This window comes from Nakamurella multipartita DSM 44233 (genome assembly GCF_000024365.1).
GTDB classification, from domain to species: domain Bacteria; phylum Actinomycetota; class Actinomycetes; order Mycobacteriales; family Nakamurellaceae; genus Nakamurella; species Nakamurella multipartita.
In genome coordinates this window covers 199,430-216,979 of record NC_013235.1, presented here as the reverse complement: position 1 = coordinate 216,979, position 17,550 = coordinate 199,430, and the positions used below count along the sequence as shown (strand labels likewise).

Genomic DNA, 17,550 nt, shown 5'->3' with positions numbered 1-17,550 from the left:
GTGTGGCAGGGTTTCGGCATGGCGGACGCGGATCTGGTTGTCGTCGGAGCGGGTCTGGCCGGCCTGGTGGCCGCGGCCGAGGCGGCCGACGCCGGCCGGTCGGTCGTCGTGCTGGATCAGGAAGGCTCGGCCGCATTGGGCGGCCAGGCCTGGTGGTCGCTCGGCGGGCTGTTCCTGGTCAACTCGCGCGAGCAGCGCCGGTTGCGCATCAAGGATTCGTTTCAATTGGCCTGGGAGGATTGGTCGGGATCGGCCGGCTTCGACCGTCCGGAGGATCACTGGCCCCGCGAGTGGGCCCGGGCCTACGTCGAGTTCGCGGCGGGCGAGAAGCGATCCTGGCTCAAGGCGCAGGGCATCGGCCTGTTCCCGGTGGTCCAATGGGCCGAGCGCGGCGGGTACGAGGTCGGCGGGCACGGCAATTCTGTGCCGCGCTTCCATCTCACCTGGGGTTCGGGACCCGGCGTCGTCGACCCCTTCGTCAACCGGGTGCTGGCCCACGTGCGCGACGGGCGGATCCGGTTGCGCTACCGGCACCGGGTCACCGAGCTGATCGTCGACGGCGGCCGGGTGATCGGGGTGTCCGGGGAGATCCTGGAGCCGACCACCGCCGAGCGCGGGGCACCCTCGTCGCGGGCGGTGGTGGGCGACTTCGCGGTGACCGCGTCCGCGGTCATCGTCTGCTCCGGCGGGATCGGCGCCAACCACGACCTGGTCCGCCGGTACTGGCCCGGCGGCCCGGACGCGGCCCCGGCCCAGATGCTCTCCGGGGTGCCCGACTCGACCGACGGCCTGATGCTGGACGTGGCCGAGCGGGCCGGCGGCCGGGTCATCAACCGCGATCGGATGTGGCACTACCCGGAGGGTGTGCACAACCATGCTCCGGTGTGGTCCGGGCACGGCATCCGGATCCTGTCCGGGCCGAGCCCGCTGTGGCTGGACGCCTTCGGCCGGCGGCTGCCGGCCCCGCTGTTCCCCGGCTTCGACGCCCTGGGCGCCCTGCGGCACATCGTCGGCACCGGGCATTCGCACTCGTGGTTCATCCTCGATCTGGACACGATCGGACCGGAGTTCGGGCTCTCCGGCTCCGAGCAGAACCCGGACTTCGCCCAGCGGTCGCTCAAGCTGCTGCTGACCACCCGGGCCGGCGGCAAGATCACCCCGCCCGTGCGCGCCTTCCTGGACCGGGGCGTCGACTTCCTCACCGCGCCGACCGTGCCCGAGCTGGTGGCCAAGATGAATGCGCTGGTCGGGGCCGATCTGGTGGACGCCGACGAGGTGGAGCGGCTCATCCGGCTGCGCGATCACCAGGTGCGCACCGGCCTGGGCAAGGATCCTCAGCTCGTCGCCGTGGCCGGCGCCCGCCGTTATCTCGGTGACCGCAAGATGCGGGTGGCGCCCCCGCACGAGCTGCTGGCCGACGGACACGGTCCGCTGATCGCGGTGCGGCTCACGGTGATCACCCGCAAGACCCTGGGCGGGTTGGAGACCGACCTGTCGGCCCGGGTGCTGGCGCCCGACGGGCAGGTGGTGCCCGGGCTGTACGCGGCCGGCGAGGCCGCCGGGTTCGGCGGCGGCGGCATGCACGGCTACCGGGCCCTGGAGGGCAGCTTCCTGGGTGGCTGCCTGTTCTCCGGCCGCATCGCCGGCCGGGCCGCCGCCGGTGCCGTCTGACCGACGCCGACCCGACCGCACTGCCCCCGTCTAACCGCACCGCCCGCACCGGGCCGCGGGCAGGATGGTCCGCATGACGATCACCAGGCCGATCCGCATCGGGATCCAGCTCCAGCCCCAGCATGCCGACTACGCCCAGCTGCGCGACGCGCTGCTGCGGGCCGAGGACCTCGGCGTGGACATCGTGTTCAACTGGGACCACTTCTTCCCGCTCACCGGCGACCCCGACGGCAAGCACTTCGAATGCTGGACGATGCTGGGGGCCTGGGCCGAGCAGACCGAGCGGGTCGAGATCGGCGCCCTGGTCACCGGTGGCGGCTACCGCAATCCGGATCTGCTGGCCGACATGGCCCGCACCGTCGACCACATCTCGGGGGGCCGGCTGATCTTCGGCATCGGCGGCGGCTGGTTCGAAAAGGACTACGACGAGTACGGCTACGACTTCGGCACGCCCGGCAGCCGGCTCAGCCTGCTCGGCGACGGCCTGGCCCGGATCACCGCGCGGTGGGAGCGGCTCAACCCGCCGCCGGTCCGCCCCATCCCGGTGCTGATCGGTGGCGGTGGTGAGCGCAAGACCCTGCGGCACGTCGCCCGCTACGCCCACATCTGGCACGCGTTCGGTGGCCCCGACACCCAGGCCCGTAAGGCCGCGATCCTGGCCGAGCACTGTGCCGTCGTCGGCCGCGACCCGAATGAGATCGAGCGATCCACGGCCGCTCCTCGATGGGGTAGTCCGGACGCGCAGGCTCTGCTCGACCTGGGGGTCACCTTGTTCACCATCGGTGTGTCCGGACCCGACTATGACCTCAGCGTCATCCCCGAATGGGTCAAGTGGCGCGATTCACGCAACGCCGACCGCGGACAGTGATCAACTGGCCGCTCGCCACCGGGCCGTCCAGGTCACGTTCACCGAATTGTCACGTCACAGATCGGTATCGAAACGGGTACCAATGCCCTCCGGAGCGCATATAAAGGCAGCGTGAGCCGTGCGCGCCTGCGAGCCGCACTCCACAGGGGTTGTCGTTCGGGGGGCAGTCGCGGTTCCACGGGGTAGGCGACTGCCCGTCGACCGACGACGGGGCGAGGGGATCAACACATCATGACGGCACTGCACGAGGGCCGGTTGCAGCCGGACGTCTACGACGACGACGACATTCTGCTTCCGCTCCTTGACCATGCTCCGCACGCCGCGCTGCGGTTGCCCGACGGGCGAGCGATGGCCTGGGCGGAGTACGGCAGCCCCCGGGGGTTGCCGTGCGTGCTGGTCCCGGACACCGGCTCGTCCCGGCTGGCCCCCGGTTGGCTGCTGCACGACAGCGCGCTGCCCGCGGCCATCCGGCTGCTGGCCATCGATCGCCCCGGCATCGGCGCGTCCGACCCGATCGGGTTCGGCGGCACCGAGCAGCCGGCCGAGGATCTGCGGCGACTGGTCGAGACGCTGGCCGTCGGCCGCGTCGCCGTCATCGGCATCGGGCGCGGCGCCGACGACGCGTTGGCCTTCGCGGCCCGCTACCCCACCCTGGTGACGTCGGTCTCGGCGGTCTCGGTCCGGCTGCCCGGCCGGCAGTCGCGCCGCCGGTCGCTGCTGCACCCGCGGGGCCGGACCGGCCAGAGCTGGGCCGGTCCGCTGGCCTGCTGGGTCCGGACCGCCGGCAAGGACGCCGACCTGACCCTGGAATCGACGTGGCGCCGGATGCTCGACCGGCTCGACCCGAAGGCCGCCGAGGTGCTGGGCGACCGGTGGATGGAGTCCGACTTCCGCGATTCCGTCGCCGCCGATGCCGCCCAGATCAATCCCGACTGGACCGCCCCGGCCCGGTCCGTGACCTCACCCGCGTGGGTGCTGGACCCGGGCGCGATCCGGGTGCCCGTCGAGGCCTGGCACGGCAAGCACGAGTCCGGCACCACCCTGGCCGCGGTCCAGGACTTCGCCGCCGACCTGCCCGGGTGGACCGTGCGGGCCGCCCCGGGCAGCTCGGCGGTATTGGGGTCGTGGACCGGCATCCTGGGCGTCGCGGCGGCGGGCTTCCTCGGCGCGAACTGATTCGCCCGCGCCCCCACCCCGCACCCGGCCGGGGCCCGGTCAGTCGACCGGCGGCAGCTCGCGGGTGGCGATCAGCCGGGAGTACCACGTGGCCGAGTCCTTGACGGTGCGCTCCTGGGTGTCGTAGTCGACGCGGATGATCCCGAAGCGGCGGTCGTAGCCCCAGGCCCATTCGAAGTTGTCCAGCAGCGACCACAGGAAGTAGCCGCGCACGTCGGCCCCGGCGTCGATGGCCTGGCCGACCGCGTCGATGTGCCCGTGTAGGTAGGCGACCCGGTCGGCGTCGTGCACGTGGCCGTCCTCGCTCACCGTGTCGTAGAAGGCCGCGCCGTTCTCGGTGACCATCAGCGGCACGCTCGGGTAGCGGGTGCTGATGTCGGTGAGCAGCTCGAGCATGCCGGACGGGTCGATGTTCCAGCCCATCGCGGTGTACGGCCCGGGCTGGCGCAGGAACTCGATGTCGTCCGCCCCCACCCACGGGCTGAAGCCGGTGTCCCCGTGCCCGTCGGCGTGCTCCATCGGCCCGTCGCCGGTGTGCCGGCGAGCCCGGGAGGTCGAGTAGTAGTTGATGCCCAGCACGTCGATCGGGACCGCGCAGGCGGCCTCGTCGCCGTCCCGCACGAACGACCAGTCGGTGACCGACGCGGTGTCGGCCAGCAGGTCGGCCGGGTAGGCGCCGTCCAGCATCGGACCCAGGAAGACCCGGTTGCCGACCGCGTCCAGCTGCCGGATCGCGTCCCGGTCGGCGGCCGAGTCCGGGTCGACCGGCCGGGTCACGTGCAGGTTCAGCGTCACCGACAACTTGGTGTCGGCCCCGAGTACCTCGCGCACCGCCCGGCCGGCCAGCCCGTGGCCCAGGTTCAGGTGGTGCGCCGCCCGCAGCGCCGCCTCCCCATCGGTGCGGCCCGGCGCGTGCACGCCCGAGGCATAGCCCAGGAACGCCGAGCACCATGGCTCGTTCAGGGTCGTCCACATCTCCACCCGGTCCCCGAGCGCTCCGGCGACATGCGCGGCGTAGTCGGCGAACCGCAACGCGGTGTCCCGGTTCGTCCAGCCGCCCTCGTCCTCCAGGGCCTGCGGCAGGTCCCAGTGGTACAGCGTGACGACGGGCTTGACCCCGCGCTCGAGCAAACCGTCGACCAGCCGCGAGTAGAAGTCGACGCCCTTGGCGTTGACCGCCCCGGACCCGGTCGGCTGGATCCGCGGCCAGGCCAGCGAGAACCGGTAGGCCTGCAGGCCCAGCCCCTTGATCAGGTCCAGGTCGGCGGACCACCGGTGGTAGTGATCGTCGGCGACGTCACCGGTGTCGCCGTTCATCGTCTTGCCGGGGGTGTGGCTGAAGGTGTCCCAGATCGACGGCCCGCGGCCGTCCTCGGTGACCGCTCCCTCGATCTGGTACGACGCGGTCGCCGACCCCCACAAGAAGTCCTCGGGGAATGTGCGCGGCGTACTGGTCATCAGGAATCCTTCCGAGGCGGCAGTGGCTCGGCCACCGGGCCGGGCAGCGTCATGCAGACGCTAGCCGACTCCGCTGCCCTTGTGGAAGCGCTTCCATCGGCCTTTTCGGCCGCCGCACACACCACCGACCACGAGTGTTCGGCCGGATCCGGGCCGAAGACGGTCAGCTGGCGACCCTCCCGGCGGATCCGGAACTCCACCGCGGCCCCGCCGGCGGTGGGCACCCGGACGGTGCGGTCGGTCAGCGCCGCCGGGTCGAACAGGTGCAGCGCGACGCCGTCGGCGTAGTCGTACTCCGGACCGTCGGACCGCGCGCCGATCGGAATCACCGAACCCGGCCGGACCAGCAGGGGAAGGCTGTCGAAGCCGTGCCGCTCGTGCACCCAGCGCGGGCCGACCACGGTGCGCCCGTCCAGCAGACCGGTCCAGGTACCCGCGGGCACGTAGTAGCGCACGTCGCCGTCGGGGTGGAACACGGGGGCGACCAGCAACGCGTCGCCGAGCATGTACTGGGTGCTCAGGTACTCGGTGGCCGGGTCGTCGGGGAACTCCATGACCATCGGCCGGATCATCGGGGTTCCCTCCTCGGTGACCTGGCGGGCCGCGCCGAGCAGGTACGGCATTAGCGTCATCTTCAGCCGGGTGAACCGGCGCGCGACCTGGACGGCCTCCTCGTCGAACGCCCAGGGCACCCGGTAGGAATCCGAGCCGTGCAGCCGGCTGTGGCTGGACAGCAGCCCGAACGCCAGCCACCGCTTGAATACCCCGGCGTCGGGGGTGCCCTCGAACCCACCGATGTCGTGCGACCAGTAGCCGAACCCGGAGGCGGCCAGGGACAGACCACCGCGCAGCGTCTCGGCCATCGAGGCATAGGTGGAATCGCAGTCCCCACCCCAGTGCACCGGGTACTGCTGGCCGCCGACGGTGGCCGACCGGGCAAACAGGACCGCCTCGCCCCGGCCCCGACGCCGCTCCAGCAATTCGAAGACGGTGCGGTTGTACAGGTGGGTGTAGTAGTTGTGCATCCGGTCCGGGTCCGAGCCGTCGAACCAGACCACATCGGTGGGGATGCGCTCGCCGAAGTCGGTCTTGAACGCGTCCACCCCCTGATCGAGCAGCCGCTCCAGATGCCCGGCATACCACTGCGCGGCGGCCGGGTTGGTGAAGTCGACCAGGGCCATGCCGGCCTGCCACAGGTCCCACTGCCACAGGCTGCCGTCGGCCCGGGTGACCAGGTACCCCTTGGCCCGACCCTCCTCGAACAGGGCCGACCGTTGCGCGATGTACGGGTTGATCCACACGCAGACCCGCAGCCCGCGGGCCTTGAGCCGGGCCAGCATCGCCTCCGGTTCGGGGAAGGTTCGCGGGTCCCACTCGAAGTCGCACCAGCGGAACTCGCGCATCCAGAAGCAGTCGAAGTGAAAGACGCTCAGCGGGATCTCGCGCTCGGCCATGCCGTCGATGAACGAGCTCACGGTCCGCTCGTCGTAGGCGGTGGTGAACGAGGTGCTCAGCCACAGGCCGAAGGTCCACTCCGGGACTCGGGGGGCGCGGCCGGTCAGCGCGGTGTAGCGGCGCAGGATCTCCTTGGGCGTCGGACCGAGGATGACCAGGTACTCCAGATGCTCGCCGGTGACCGAGAACTGGGTACGGGACACCACTTCGGACCCGATCTCGAACGAGACCAGCTCGGGGTGGTTGACCAGGACGCCGTAACCCCGGTTCGTCCAGAAGAACGGCACGTTCTTGTAGGCCTGCTCGCTGCTGGTTCCCCCGTCGGCGTTCCAGATGTCCACGCTCTGGCCGTTCTTGGCCAACGGGCCGAAGCGTTCACCGAGCCCGTAGACCACCTCGCCGACGTCCAGGCCCAACTGGGCGAATACGTAGGGCGTGCCGTCGGGTCCGGTGGCCAGGCCGACACTGGTCGCGTCGGCGCCGGTGAGCACCCGGCCGCCGGCCTCGAAGTCCAGCCGCAGCGGACCGTCGCGCCGGATCCGGGCGGTCAGGCCGCCCGCGTCCAGGCTCGCGTGATCGGCCTCGATCCGGATCTGCGGCCGGCGCTCGGTGGCACCCGGCAGGGCGAACTCCGGGCCCGGGTCCCGCGCGCCGGCGTGGTGTTCGATGCGCACCCGGATCACCCCCTCGGCCGGGGTGGACAGGGTGATGGTCGCCGTCGGGGTGTTCAGGGTGTCGCCCCGGCTGTTGATCGTCCGGGTCGCGGCCAGCACCGACAGCTCGGTGGGGGTCGCCTCGACGTCGCGGACCTGGCGGGCGGTGCGGACCTGGAAGCCCTCGCGCACCATCCAGTAGCCGTCGCTGAATCTCATGATCGTGTCCTCGGGTTACTTGATCGCGCCGGCGGTGACCCCGCGGGTCAGCGTGCGCTGGAAGATCAGGAAGAAGATGACCGCCGGGATCAGGCTGATCAGGGCTCCGGCGTTGGTGGTCGGTGCGTCCATCAGCCGGTCACCCTGGAGCGAGGCCAGCGCGACGGGCACCGTCTGGGTGGCGTTGTCGATGAGCATGACCAGAGGGATGAAGAACTCGTTCCAGGTCCAGATGAAGAAGAAGATCAGCAACACCGACAGGGTGGGCCGCACGATCGGGAAGACGACCTTCCACAGGATCTGCCAGCGGCTCGCCCCGTCCAGGGCAGCCGCCTCCAGCAGGGCCTTCGGGAAGGTGCCCAGCACCGAGGCGAGAAGGTAAGTGCCAAAAGCACTCTGGATGACCGTGAAGATGATGATGACGACGAGTTTGGTGTTGTAGAGGCCGACCTCCTTGGCCAGGAAGTACAGCGGGTAGACCAGCGCCTCCTGCGGGATCATGTTGCCCAGCAGGAACAACGCGACGATCCACAGCCGGCCCTTGACCCGCCCGACGCCGATCGCGTAGGCGTTGAGCAGCGAGATGAGCACCGCGGCCACGGCCACCGTGCCGGCGATCAGGGTCGAGTTCCACAGCTTGAGCGGGTAGTCCGACTCGGTCCAGTAGGTGGTCAGGCCCTTGGTGTAGAACTCGGTCGGCCAGCTCAGCGGGCCGTTGGTCGAGTAGTCGGCCGGCGACTTGAACGCGTTGAGCAGCATCAGCGCGAACGGCACCAGCATCAGCGCGGCGCCGGCGACGATGATCGCCAGCACGATCCAGCGGCCCGGTCCGCGATGGAACCGGTCCCGGGCGCGGACCGCGCGCCGGTCGGCCTGCCGCTGCCCGGCCGAGACGGTGTCGCCGGCCCGGGCGAGAACGGGCACGCTCATGCGCTCAACTCCTTCTTCTCGCTGTGCGCCTGCCAGCGCATGATGCCGACCGCGACGAGCACGATGATGATCGTCAGCACGGTGGCGATGGCCGCGCCGTAGCCGACGTCGAGCTTCTTGAAGAACGTGTAGTAGGCGAAGTACGACGGCACGTTGGTCGCGTTCTCCGGCCCGCCGCGGGTCAGGGCGTAGATCGGGCCGAACACCTTGAGCGCGGCAATGGTGCAGGTCAGGGCGACCACGAAGGTCTCCGGACGGATCTGCGGCAGGGTGATCGCGGTGAACCGGGCCCAGTAGCCGGCCCCGTCGATCTCGGCCGCCTCGTAGATCTCCGGGTCGACCCGGCCCAGCGCCGACATGAAGATGACGACGGGATAGCCGATCTGCACCCAGACCATGACCAGCATGACCATCGGCAGGGCGGTGTTCGGGTCGCCGAGCCAGTCCCGGGTGAACCCGGACAGGCCGACCGCGTCCAGCATCGCGTTGAACGCGCCGTCCGGCCGCAGGATCCATCCCCAGACGATCCCGGCGACCACCACCGGCAGCACCTGCGGCAGGTAGAACACCGCCCGCAGCACGCTGATACTGGCCGCGCCGAAACGCTTTCCGAGGTAGTCGAACAGCACCGAGGCCAGGATCAGCCCGATCAGGGTGGGGATCACCACCATCGCGATGATCATCGCGACCGAGTTCTTGAACGAGGTCCAAAAGACGCTGTCGCCCATCAGCCGGATGTAGTTGGTCAACCCGATGAAGCGCGGGCTGCCGACGCCGGACCACTTGGTCAGCGACAGGTACACGTTGTAGACCAGCGGCCCGAGAATGACGGCGACGAAGCCGATCGCGCCGGGCACCAGGTACCACCAGTAGCCGCCCCGCCGTTGCCGGGCCGGCGCGGGCGTCCTCGGCGAATCGGCGTCGTGTGCCGCGAGGTCGGTCACGGTCGATCTCCTCTCCACGATCCCCCGGTCCCCGCGCGGATCAACTTCGCCGGCGCGGATGAACTCGCGCGCAATGTGACTGGTGGGACCGGAGTTGACGAGTTCATCCGCGCGGGGCCGGGTCACGGTCAGCCGGCCTGGACGCTCGCGACGCCCTCGGTGTACGGACCCTCGATGGCCGTCATCACCTCGGCGGGGGTCTTGGACTGGTTGATCGCCGACTGGAAGGCCGAGACCAGCACGTCGTAGAAGCCGGGCACCGGCCAGTCGGGGTAGAACGCCAGGCCGTCATTGCCGGCCAGCGTGTTGAAGTTCTTGATCAACTCGGCGCTTTGCGGATCGGTGATGGCGGACGGGTCGGCGGCCACCGGAATGCCACCGGAGTTGCCGAGCAGGTTCTGCACCTCGGGCCGCATGGTGATGTCGATGAAGTCGTAGGCCAGGTCCTTGTTCTGGCTGGCCTGCGGGACCACCCACAGGTTGCCCGACGAGCCCAGGCTCAGCTTCGCCCCTGGGAACAGGAAGGTGCCCCAGTCGAAGGTCTTGATCTCGTCCTTGAGCCGGCCGAACCACCAGCTGCCCGAGATCATGATCGGGCACTTGCCGCCGATGAACGCGGTGCCCATGTCCTCGGCCTTCAGCGACGCGGAATCCTTGGCGAGGTAGCCCTTCTGCACCCACTGGTCGAACAGCTCGGCGCCCTTGGCGGTCGGGCCGTTCTGGAAGTCCACCGGGTTCTTGTACAGCTGGTAGTCGTCGACGAAGGATCGGTCGGCCTGGGTCAGCGCCAGCTGGTACCACAGCTGACCGGCTGGGTACTCGGCGCCGGCCATACAGATCGGGGTGGTGCCGGCGGCGACGAAGGTGTCCATGGCCGCGGTGAACTCGTCCATCGTGGTCGGCACGGCGATGTTGTTGGCCGAGAAGGCGTCCTTGTTGTAATAGACCATCACGTACTCGCCGTAGTTGGGCACGCCGTACCAGTTGCCGGACCCCATCACGCCCCGCTCGTCATAGCGGGCGGTGGTCTGCAGGCTGGGCGCGAGCTTGTCGGCCCAGCCGCGGCTCTGCGCCTGCTCGGTCAGGTCAGTGAGCAGGCCCTGCGAGGCCAGCAGGCCCGCGGTGGCGTTGCCCTTGTTGTACTCCATGATGTCCGGGCCTTCGTCGGAGCTCAGGATCATGCCCGCGTTCTGCTGGATCTGCTCGAACGCCTTACGTTCGAAGTCGACCTGGACGTTCGGGTGCTCGGTCTTGAAGATCTCGATCGCCTTGTCCCAGGCGATACCCATTGCCCCGTTGGCACTCTCGTAGTGCCAGAGCTTGAGCGTGCCGGTCTCGGCGGCGGCCGACCCCGACCCGGCCTCCGGGCTCGATCCGGATCCGGACGAGCTGGAGCCGCTGCAGGCGGCGAGGGTGAGCGACACGGCCACCGCCGCGGCGGCCGCCGCGATCGTGGTCGTCCGGCTTCGGCGACGGAACATCTGTCCTCCAGTGGGGTTGGGCGGTCGAGGGCATGCGCCATCGCCGTGGGTGCAGGGCCGTACAAGGACCGAGTGGGCAAGGCAAATGCGGAAAGCCGTACGGGTCGAGACGGTGCGACGAGCGAAGTGGTCGGGACGGAATGTGGTCAGCGAGGCCGGTGGATGACCGGCGGGACGGGCCCGGTACTGCGGCCCGCCTCCCATCGACAGGGCAACAGCGTGGGTGCGGGGGCGGGCCGGCGCCCGTCGAGCTGGTCGAGCAGGTTCTGCACACCGAGCCGGCCGAGGTCGGCACCGGGTGAGTGCAGGATGGTCAGGGCCGGCTCGGCCATCTGGGCCATCAGCGGGCTGGTCACGATGGACAGCACCGAGAACGTTTGGGGCACGGCGATTCCGCGGCCGGCGAGCCCGCCCACCGCCCCGATCACGGCGTGCTCGTTCATCGCCACCATGGCCGTGACCGCCGGCCAACGGCCGGTCAGTTCGTCGATAGCCCGCCGGCCGGCCGCGGGCGTCTCGTCACACCACAGGACCTGGCCGGTCAGACCACGCCGGCCCATCACCCGGTGGAACCCTTCGGCGATCCGCAGCGTGGGCCCGTAGCCGTGGTCCCGGCTGTCCGCCGAGTGGTTGAGCAGGACGATGTCGGTGTGCCCCAGCTCGGCCAGGTGGGCCACGGCGGCTTCCGCCGTCTGCTCGAAATCAACATCGACACAACGGCTGTCGGTTCCGTCTTCGGCACGGCCGATCATCGTCAACGGGAACTGGTGCTCGTCGAGCAGGCGGACCCGCGGATCGTCCCGGCGGACCTCCATCACGATGATCCCGTCGGCCAGGCCCTGGCGGCTCATCTGCAGCATCTCGTCGGCCTGCGCCGGGGCGTAGGGCCAGACCACCAGGTGGAATCCGCGCTCCCGAGCGGCCTGGGCCGCGCCGGTGACGAACTCCATGATGGTGCTGCCCAGGGTGTTCTCAGTTCCGGGGAAGGTCAAGGCCAGGATGTTGCTGCGCCGGCTGGCCAGGCTGCGGGCGATCTGGTTCGGCCGGAAGTCCAACTCGCGCATGGCCTGTTCGATGCGCTGACGGGTGGCCGCCGAGATCGGGCGGGTGTTGTTGATCGCGTAGGACACGGTGCTCAGCGAGCACTGGGCGAGGTTCGCGACGTCCTGCATTGTGGCCATGCGACCTCCCGCCTCCTTGTCGGTGACCGGTCCTGTCCGATCTCGCTATCGAAGCGCTTCGACGACGCCGCTGACCGTACCGCCGAACGTGCGGGCGGGATTCACCGGGTGAACCGAACCACGTGGGCTTCGATTCGTCACCGATCGGCTCCGGTTGTCGAAGCGCTTCGATAGATTTGAGTATTGGGCAAACAAACCAATCGAGTCAAGACCCAATTTGTCACGGATTGGTAAAGCAGCACCGGCCCCGCCGACGACGGGGCCGCCGCTCCCGTGGCGGGAGCGGCGGCCCGGTCGTGCCCGAGGCGGTTGATCAGACGGTCACCAGGTTGCTCTCGGTGGTGACAGTCACCGGCAACTGTGGCATCAGCGTCACCACGGCCCGGATCTCGTCGTCGGTGTTGCCCAGGATGGGGACGTCGTCCTCGTTCAGGTTCGCCCACGGGAAGGTGAACGACCGCGTCCGGGACGTGGTCGCCTGGCCGTTGGCGCTGAGCAGGGTGGAGAAGTTCAGCCCGATGCTGATCGGGTCGTCGCCGACCGGACCGGTGTCGCCGTCCTGGCCGGTGTCGTCGCCGATGAAGCGGACGCTCTCGACGTACTGCAGGTTCGACGCCTGGTCGAACGCGCTCCAGTTGACCGTGTACGTCACCGTGGCGTTGGCGTTGGCCACGTTGCGCAGGAGAGTCAGGTTGACGTTGCTGGCGGTTGCCATCGAAAGGTTCCCCCTTGGTTGGGATGTCGGCGCTTGCGGCGCCCGGGACAAGCCGGCTTGCCAAGGGGTACGGGGGGGCATCAGCAAACGGTTCTCGGGAATTTCCATTCCGCCGGGAGCCGCAGAATGCGCACGCCGCGCCGGCTGGGCCGGCGCGACGTGCGCACGAGTGATCGCGGCCGGCGTCAGCTCAGCCGGGCACCCAGGGCGTGCTCGACCGCGAGCTGGTTCAGGTGCACGAAGGCGTAGGAGTGCTCGGCCGCCTTGTCGGCGTCGTAGCTCTCGAACGCGGATTCGTCGGCCAGCAGGTCCTCGATGCTCTCGCCGGCGGCGAGGGTCGGGACGGCCAGTTCGGACAGACCCGACGCCTCGAGCGCGGCCTGCACCTCCGGATCGGCCCGGAAGGCCAGCGCCCGCTCCTTGAGCAGCAGGTAGGTGGCGATGTTGGCCCGGGCGGAGGCCCACACGCCGTCGAAGCCGTCCGTGCGCGAGGGCTTGTAGTCGAAGTGCCGCGGACCGTCGTAGCGGGGACCGCCGTTGGGGAAGCCGTTCTCGAGCAGGTCCACGGTGAAGAACGCGGACAGCAGGTCGCCGTGACCGAACACCAGGTCCTGGTCGTACTTGATGGACCGCTGGCCGTTGAGATCGATGTGGAACAGCTTGCCGGCCCACAGCGCCTGCCCGATGCCCTGGGTGAAGTTGAGCCCGGCCATCTGCTCGTGCCCGACCTCGGGGTTCAGCCCGACGATGTCGCCGTGCTCGAGCTTGGCGATAAAGCCAAGCGCGTGCCCGATGGTCGGCAGGAAGATGTCACCCCGGGGCTCGTTCGGCTTGGGCTCCAGGGCGATCTTGATGTCGTAGCCGCGGCTCTTGATGTAGGCGGCCACCGTGTCCACGCCCTCGGCGTACCGGTCGAGCGCGGCGTTGACGTCCTTGGACCCGTCGTACTCGCTGCCTTCCCGGCCGCCCCACATGACGAACGTCTTGGCCCCCAGCTCGGCGGTCAGGTCGATGTTGCGCAGCACCTTGCGCAGCGCGAACCGGCGGACCGAACGGTCGTTGGAGGTGAAGCCGCCGTCCTTGAAGACGGGGTGGGTGAACAGGTTGGTGGTGACCATCTCGATGGTCACGTCGTGCTCGGTGCAGGCATCCCGGAAGGCGGTGATCAGCCGGTCGCGGGTCGCGTCGTCGGAGCCGAACGGCACCACGTCGTCGTCATGGAAGGTGACGCCCCACGCGCCGGCCTCGGCCAGCTTGCCGATCGCCTCCACCGGGTCAAGCGCCGGCCGGGTGGCGTCACCGAAGGGGTCGCGGGCCTGCCAGGACACCGTCCACAGGCCGAACGAGAAACGATCGTCGGGGGTTGCCGCACGGACCATGGGAGACTCCTTCGTCGCGCCGTTTTGTTCTTTGAATGAACTTATCTGACAAACCCGCTAAGGTCAACCCCATGGCACCTCGTTCGCCCACCGCGCGCGGCGCCCTGGCGATCCGCCAGTCCAACCTGCGCGAGCACAATCTAGGACTGGTCCTGCGCATCATCGTCGACGCCTCGACCCCGCCGTCGCGCGCCGACATCGCGGCCACCACCGGGCTGACCCGAGCCACCGTCAGCTCGCTGGCCGATGCCCTGATCGAGGCCGGCCTGGTCACCGAACTGCCGCCGGTGATGTCCCAGCGAGCCGGCCGGCCCGCCGTTCCGCTGGTCGCTGCGGCCGGCACGCTGGCCGCGGTCGGCATGGAGATCAACGTCGACTACCTCAGCGTGCGGGTGATCGACCTGGCCGGCCGCGTGCTGCACCAGCAGGTCCGGGCGGCCAACTTCCGGCACAGCGACCCGGCCACCGTCATCCCCGAGCTGGTCGGTCTGTTCCGGACGGCGACCGGAGCGGTCGACCCGGGCGTGCAGATCGCCGGGGCCGGGCTGGCCATCCCCGGCCTGGTCGATCGGCCGACCGGCCCGGTGCGCCTGGCGCCCAACCTGGGCTGGCGAGACGTGGACGTGGCCAAGGTGTTTCGAGCCGAGCTGGGGGCTGCGCAGCTGGCCATGGTGCTGGACAACGAGGCGACGTTGGCCGCCCGGGCCGAGTCGGACGCGTTGCGCGCCCACGGCCCGCACACCTTCCTGTATCTCTCGGGCGAGGTCGGCATCGGCGGGGCGCTGGTCCTGGACGGCTCGGTCTTCGGCGGGCGACACGGATGGAGCGGCGAGATCGGCCACACCGTAATCGATCCCGACGGCCCGCGGTGCCGGTGCGGGGCCACCGGATGCCTGGAGCAGTACGCCGGCAAGGACGCGCTGATGCGGGCCGCCGGCCTGGACGTGAGCCTGCCGATCGAGCAGCTGCAGCTGGCGGCCGCCGCCGGCGATCCGGCCGCGGTGGCCGCGTTCGCCATGGGATCGCGGACCCTGGGCACCGCGATCGCCAATGCGGTCAACCTGGTCGACGTCGAGACCGTCGTGCTCGGCGGGCTGTACGCCGGGCTCTACGACCAGCTGGTCAGCGGTATCGAGCAGGTGCTGCAGGAACGGGTGCTGGCCGCGCCCTGGTCGCCCATGCGGGTGCGGGCCGCGGTGGTCCGGGAGGCCGCGGCGGTGACCGGAGCGGCGTCCGCGGTGCTCAGCCAGGTGATTGACCACCCCAGCGGCTGGATGCACCAGTAGCTCACCCTCCTGCCCTGCCCCCGCCCCGCCTTGCCCCTGCCCTGCCCCCGCCCCTGCTGTTGATCATGGGAAGAGTGCCGATATCCGGCCCCGATAACGACCTTTCGCCCATGATCAACTGCAAGTCCAGGTGCCGAACGGTTGGCACTCTCGGTCGTCGAGTGCTAATAATGGAGGTGCACAGCTGATGGCGATCGCCAGGGTGGCGGGTCGCCCAGGATGTCCAGGAGGTGGTCGCTGTGCTTGGCTTCGATCCGTTCCGTGACATGGACCGGCTCGCGTCGCGACTGTCCAATCTGCCCGTGCCCAACGGCCGGACCCCGGCGTTCATGCCGATGGATCTGTTCCGGGCCGGGGATCACTACATCTTGACCGCCGATCTGCCCGGCGTCGACCCGGGGTCGATCGACATCGGTATCGACAACAACACTCTCACCATCAAGGCCGAGCGCACCGCTCGCTCGGAGGACAGCGTGCAGTGGATCGCCAGCGAACGGTTCACCGGCAGCTTCCTGCGCCAGCTGTCGCTGGGCGACGGGATCGACACGGACGGCATCAGCGCGAGCTACGAGAACGGCGTGCTCACCGTGACTATTCCCGTGGCCGACAAGGCCAAGCCGCGGCGGGTGCAGATCCGGACCGGGGGCGACCGCACCGTCGTCGAGCCCCAGGCCGTCGCCGCGAGCTGAGCCGCGCGGGCCGGTCATGCCCGGGGGCGTAGCGTCCCCGGGCATGACCGACGAACCGGGATCCGTCGCCGACCTGATCCGTACGGCCGCCGAGGCCGTCATCGACTACCGGGCCGGGCTGCCGCACCGCCCGGTCGCCGGCCCGGCCGATCGGGCGGCCCTGCTGGCCGCCCTCGGTGGGCCGCTGCCGGCCGGGCCGACGTCGCCGGACCGGGTGATCGACGACCTCGTCGTCGCCGCCGATCCCGGCCTGGTGGCCACGGCCGGCCCGCGGTTCTTCGGGTTCGTGATCGGCGGGTCCCTGCCGGCGGCCACGGCGGCGGACATCCTGGCCGTCGGGTGGGACCAGGTGGCGTTCAACGCGATCTCCTCCCCCGCCGCGAGTGTGGTGGAGGAGGTGGCCGGCGGCTGGTGCAAGCAGCTGCTCGGAATCCCGGCGTCGGCGTCCGTCGGCTTCGGCACCGGCGCGCAGTCGGCCAACACCGTCGGGCTGGCGACCGCCCGGCACCAGGTACTGGCCGCCGCCGGGTGGGACGTCGAGCGAGACGGTCTGGCCGGGTCGCCCCGGGTGCGGGTGGTCGCGTCAGTGGAGCGGCACGCCACGGTGGACCGGTCGTTGCGGCTGCTCGGCCTGGGCAACGCCAGCGTTCGACCGGTCGCCGCCGGCCCGCAGGGGGCCATCGACATCAATGACCTGGCAAAGGTTCTGGCCGACGAGCCGACCATGCCGACGATCGTCGTGCTGCAGACGGGCAACGTCAACACCGGCGCCTGCGACGACCTGCGAGCCGCGATCGGGCTGGCCCGCACGGTCGAGCACAGCTGGGTGCACGTCGACGGCGCCTTCGGTCTCTGGGCAGCGGCCTGCCCGCAGACCCGCGCACTGACCGACGGCATCGAGCTGGCCGACTCGTGGTGCACCGACGCGCACAAGTGGCTCAACGTGCCCTACGACTGCGGCCTGGTCTTCTGCGCCGATCCGTCGGCGCACGTCGCGGCCGCATCGTACTCGGCGGCCTACCTGACCGGGGCCGGCACGGCCGGGTCGCCGTCCGACTACGTGCTCGAATCCTCGCGCCGAGCCCGGGGTTTCGCGGTGTGGGCGGCCCTGCGCGAGCTGGGTGAGACCGGGGTGGCCGACCTGGTCGCCCGGTGCTGCGCGCTGGCCCGCCGGTTCGCCGACGGGCTGGCCGCCGGCGGGGTCGAGATCGTCAACGACGTCGTGCTCAACCAGGTGCTGGCCGACTTCGGCTCCGACGAGCGCACCGACGCGGTGATCGACGCCGTGCAACGGGAGGGCACCTGCTGGCTGGGCGGGACCACCTGGCGTGGGCGACGGTTGATGCGCATCTCCGTGTCGAACCACTCCACCACCGAGGACGACATCGACCGCAGCGTCGCGGCCGTCCTGCGCCTGGCCGCCGGGCTCTGAGCGGCCCGGGACC

At 70.2% G+C, this 17,550-nt stretch carries 14 protein-coding genes; 6 read left to right on the top strand and 8 right to left on the bottom strand.

Features of this window, described 5'->3' with window-relative positions; genetic code table 11:
• The first annotated feature begins 18 nt into the window (after positions 1-18).
• The 3 genes from NAMU_RS00940 to NAMU_RS26870 all read left to right on the top strand — a co-directional run bounded on the left by NAMU_RS00940 (position 19) and on the right by NAMU_RS26870 (position 3,715).
• Complete coding sequence (locus NAMU_RS00940; RefSeq protein ID WP_012814099.1) at positions 19-1,671, top strand: FAD-binding dehydrogenase; 1,653 nt, start codon at positions 19-21, stop codon at positions 1,669-1,671.
• Positions 1,672-1,750: 79 nt separating this feature from the next.
• Entirely contained in the window at positions 1,751-2,539 is a 789-nt protein-coding gene (locus NAMU_RS00935) for an LLM class F420-dependent oxidoreductase (protein ID WP_041369587.1), read from the top strand.
• 231 nt (positions 2,540-2,770) lie between these two features.
• The gene (locus tag NAMU_RS26870) at positions 2,771-3,715 is read left to right on the top strand and encodes an alpha/beta hydrolase (protein WP_012814097.1); all 945 of its coding nucleotides are present in this window, start codon (positions 2,771-2,773) and stop codon (positions 3,713-3,715) included.
• Positions 3,716-3,754: 39 nt separating this feature from the next.
• Here the strand turns inward: NAMU_RS26870 and NAMU_RS00925 are convergent, their stop codons facing one another.
• The 8 genes from NAMU_RS00925 to xylA form a co-directional block, all read right to left on the bottom strand.
• The gene (locus tag NAMU_RS00925) at positions 3,755-5,173 is read right to left on the bottom strand and encodes a GH1 family beta-glucosidase (RefSeq protein WP_012814096.1); all 1,419 of its coding nucleotides are present in this window, start codon (positions 5,171-5,173) and stop codon (positions 3,755-3,757) included.
• Entirely contained in the window at positions 5,173-7,500 is a 2,328-nt protein-coding gene (gene yicI, locus NAMU_RS00920) for an alpha-xylosidase (protein ID WP_012814095.1), read from the bottom strand. The genes NAMU_RS00925 and yicI overlap by 1 nt, the downstream gene beginning before the upstream one ends.
• A 15-nt stretch (positions 7,501-7,515) precedes the next feature.
• Positions 7,516-8,430 (bottom strand): carbohydrate ABC transporter permease, encoded by a 915-nt coding sequence (locus NAMU_RS00915; RefSeq protein ID WP_012814094.1) that lies wholly within the window; start codon positions 8,428-8,430, stop codon positions 7,516-7,518.
• Positions 8,427-9,374, bottom strand: coding sequence for a carbohydrate ABC transporter permease (locus NAMU_RS00910; protein ID WP_012814093.1), 948 nt, complete (start codon positions 9,372-9,374; stop codon positions 8,427-8,429). Before NAMU_RS00910 ends, NAMU_RS00915 begins: the two co-directional genes overlap by 4 nt.
• A gap of 128 nt (positions 9,375-9,502) precedes the next feature.
• Positions 9,503-10,855, bottom strand: a complete 1,353-nt coding sequence (locus tag NAMU_RS00905) for an ABC transporter substrate-binding protein (protein WP_012814092.1) — start codon at positions 10,853-10,855, stop codon at positions 9,503-9,505.
• A 146-nt stretch (positions 10,856-11,001) separates the two neighbouring features.
• Positions 11,002-12,036 carry a LacI family DNA-binding transcriptional regulator gene (locus NAMU_RS00900; RefSeq protein WP_012814091.1) on the bottom strand — a complete coding sequence of 345 codons (1,035 nt, stop codon included), beginning with the start codon at positions 12,034-12,036 and terminating at the stop codon, positions 11,002-11,004.
• Positions 12,037-12,349: 313 nt separating this feature from the next.
• Positions 12,350-12,751 carry a hypothetical protein gene (locus NAMU_RS00895; RefSeq protein WP_012814090.1) on the bottom strand — a complete coding sequence of 134 codons (402 nt, stop codon included), beginning with the start codon at positions 12,749-12,751 and terminating at the stop codon, positions 12,350-12,352.
• 185 nt (positions 12,752-12,936) lie between these two features.
• Entirely contained in the window at positions 12,937-14,130 is a 1,194-nt protein-coding gene (gene xylA / locus NAMU_RS00890; RefSeq protein ID WP_012814089.1) for a xylose isomerase, read from the bottom strand.
• Between the two features lie 71 nt (positions 14,131-14,201).
• On the opposite strand from xylA, the gene NAMU_RS00885 reads away from it, so the two are divergent.
• The 3 genes from NAMU_RS00885 to NAMU_RS00875 all read left to right on the top strand — a co-directional run bounded on the left by NAMU_RS00885 (position 14,202) and on the right by NAMU_RS00875 (position 17,537).
• The gene (locus tag NAMU_RS00885) at positions 14,202-15,416 is read left to right on the top strand and encodes an ROK family transcriptional regulator (RefSeq protein WP_012814088.1); all 1,215 of its coding nucleotides are present in this window, start codon (positions 14,202-14,204) and stop codon (positions 15,414-15,416) included.
• A gap of 239 nt (positions 15,417-15,655) precedes the next feature.
• Entirely contained in the window at positions 15,656-16,105 is a 450-nt protein-coding gene (locus NAMU_RS00880; protein ID WP_012814087.1) for an Hsp20/alpha crystallin family protein, read from the top strand.
• Positions 16,106-16,148: 43 nt separating this feature from the next.
• Positions 16,149-17,537 (top strand): pyridoxal phosphate-dependent decarboxylase family protein, encoded by a 1,389-nt coding sequence (locus NAMU_RS00875; protein ID WP_012814086.1) that lies wholly within the window; start codon positions 16,149-16,151, stop codon positions 17,535-17,537.
• Positions 17,538-17,550: the final 13 nt, after the last annotated feature.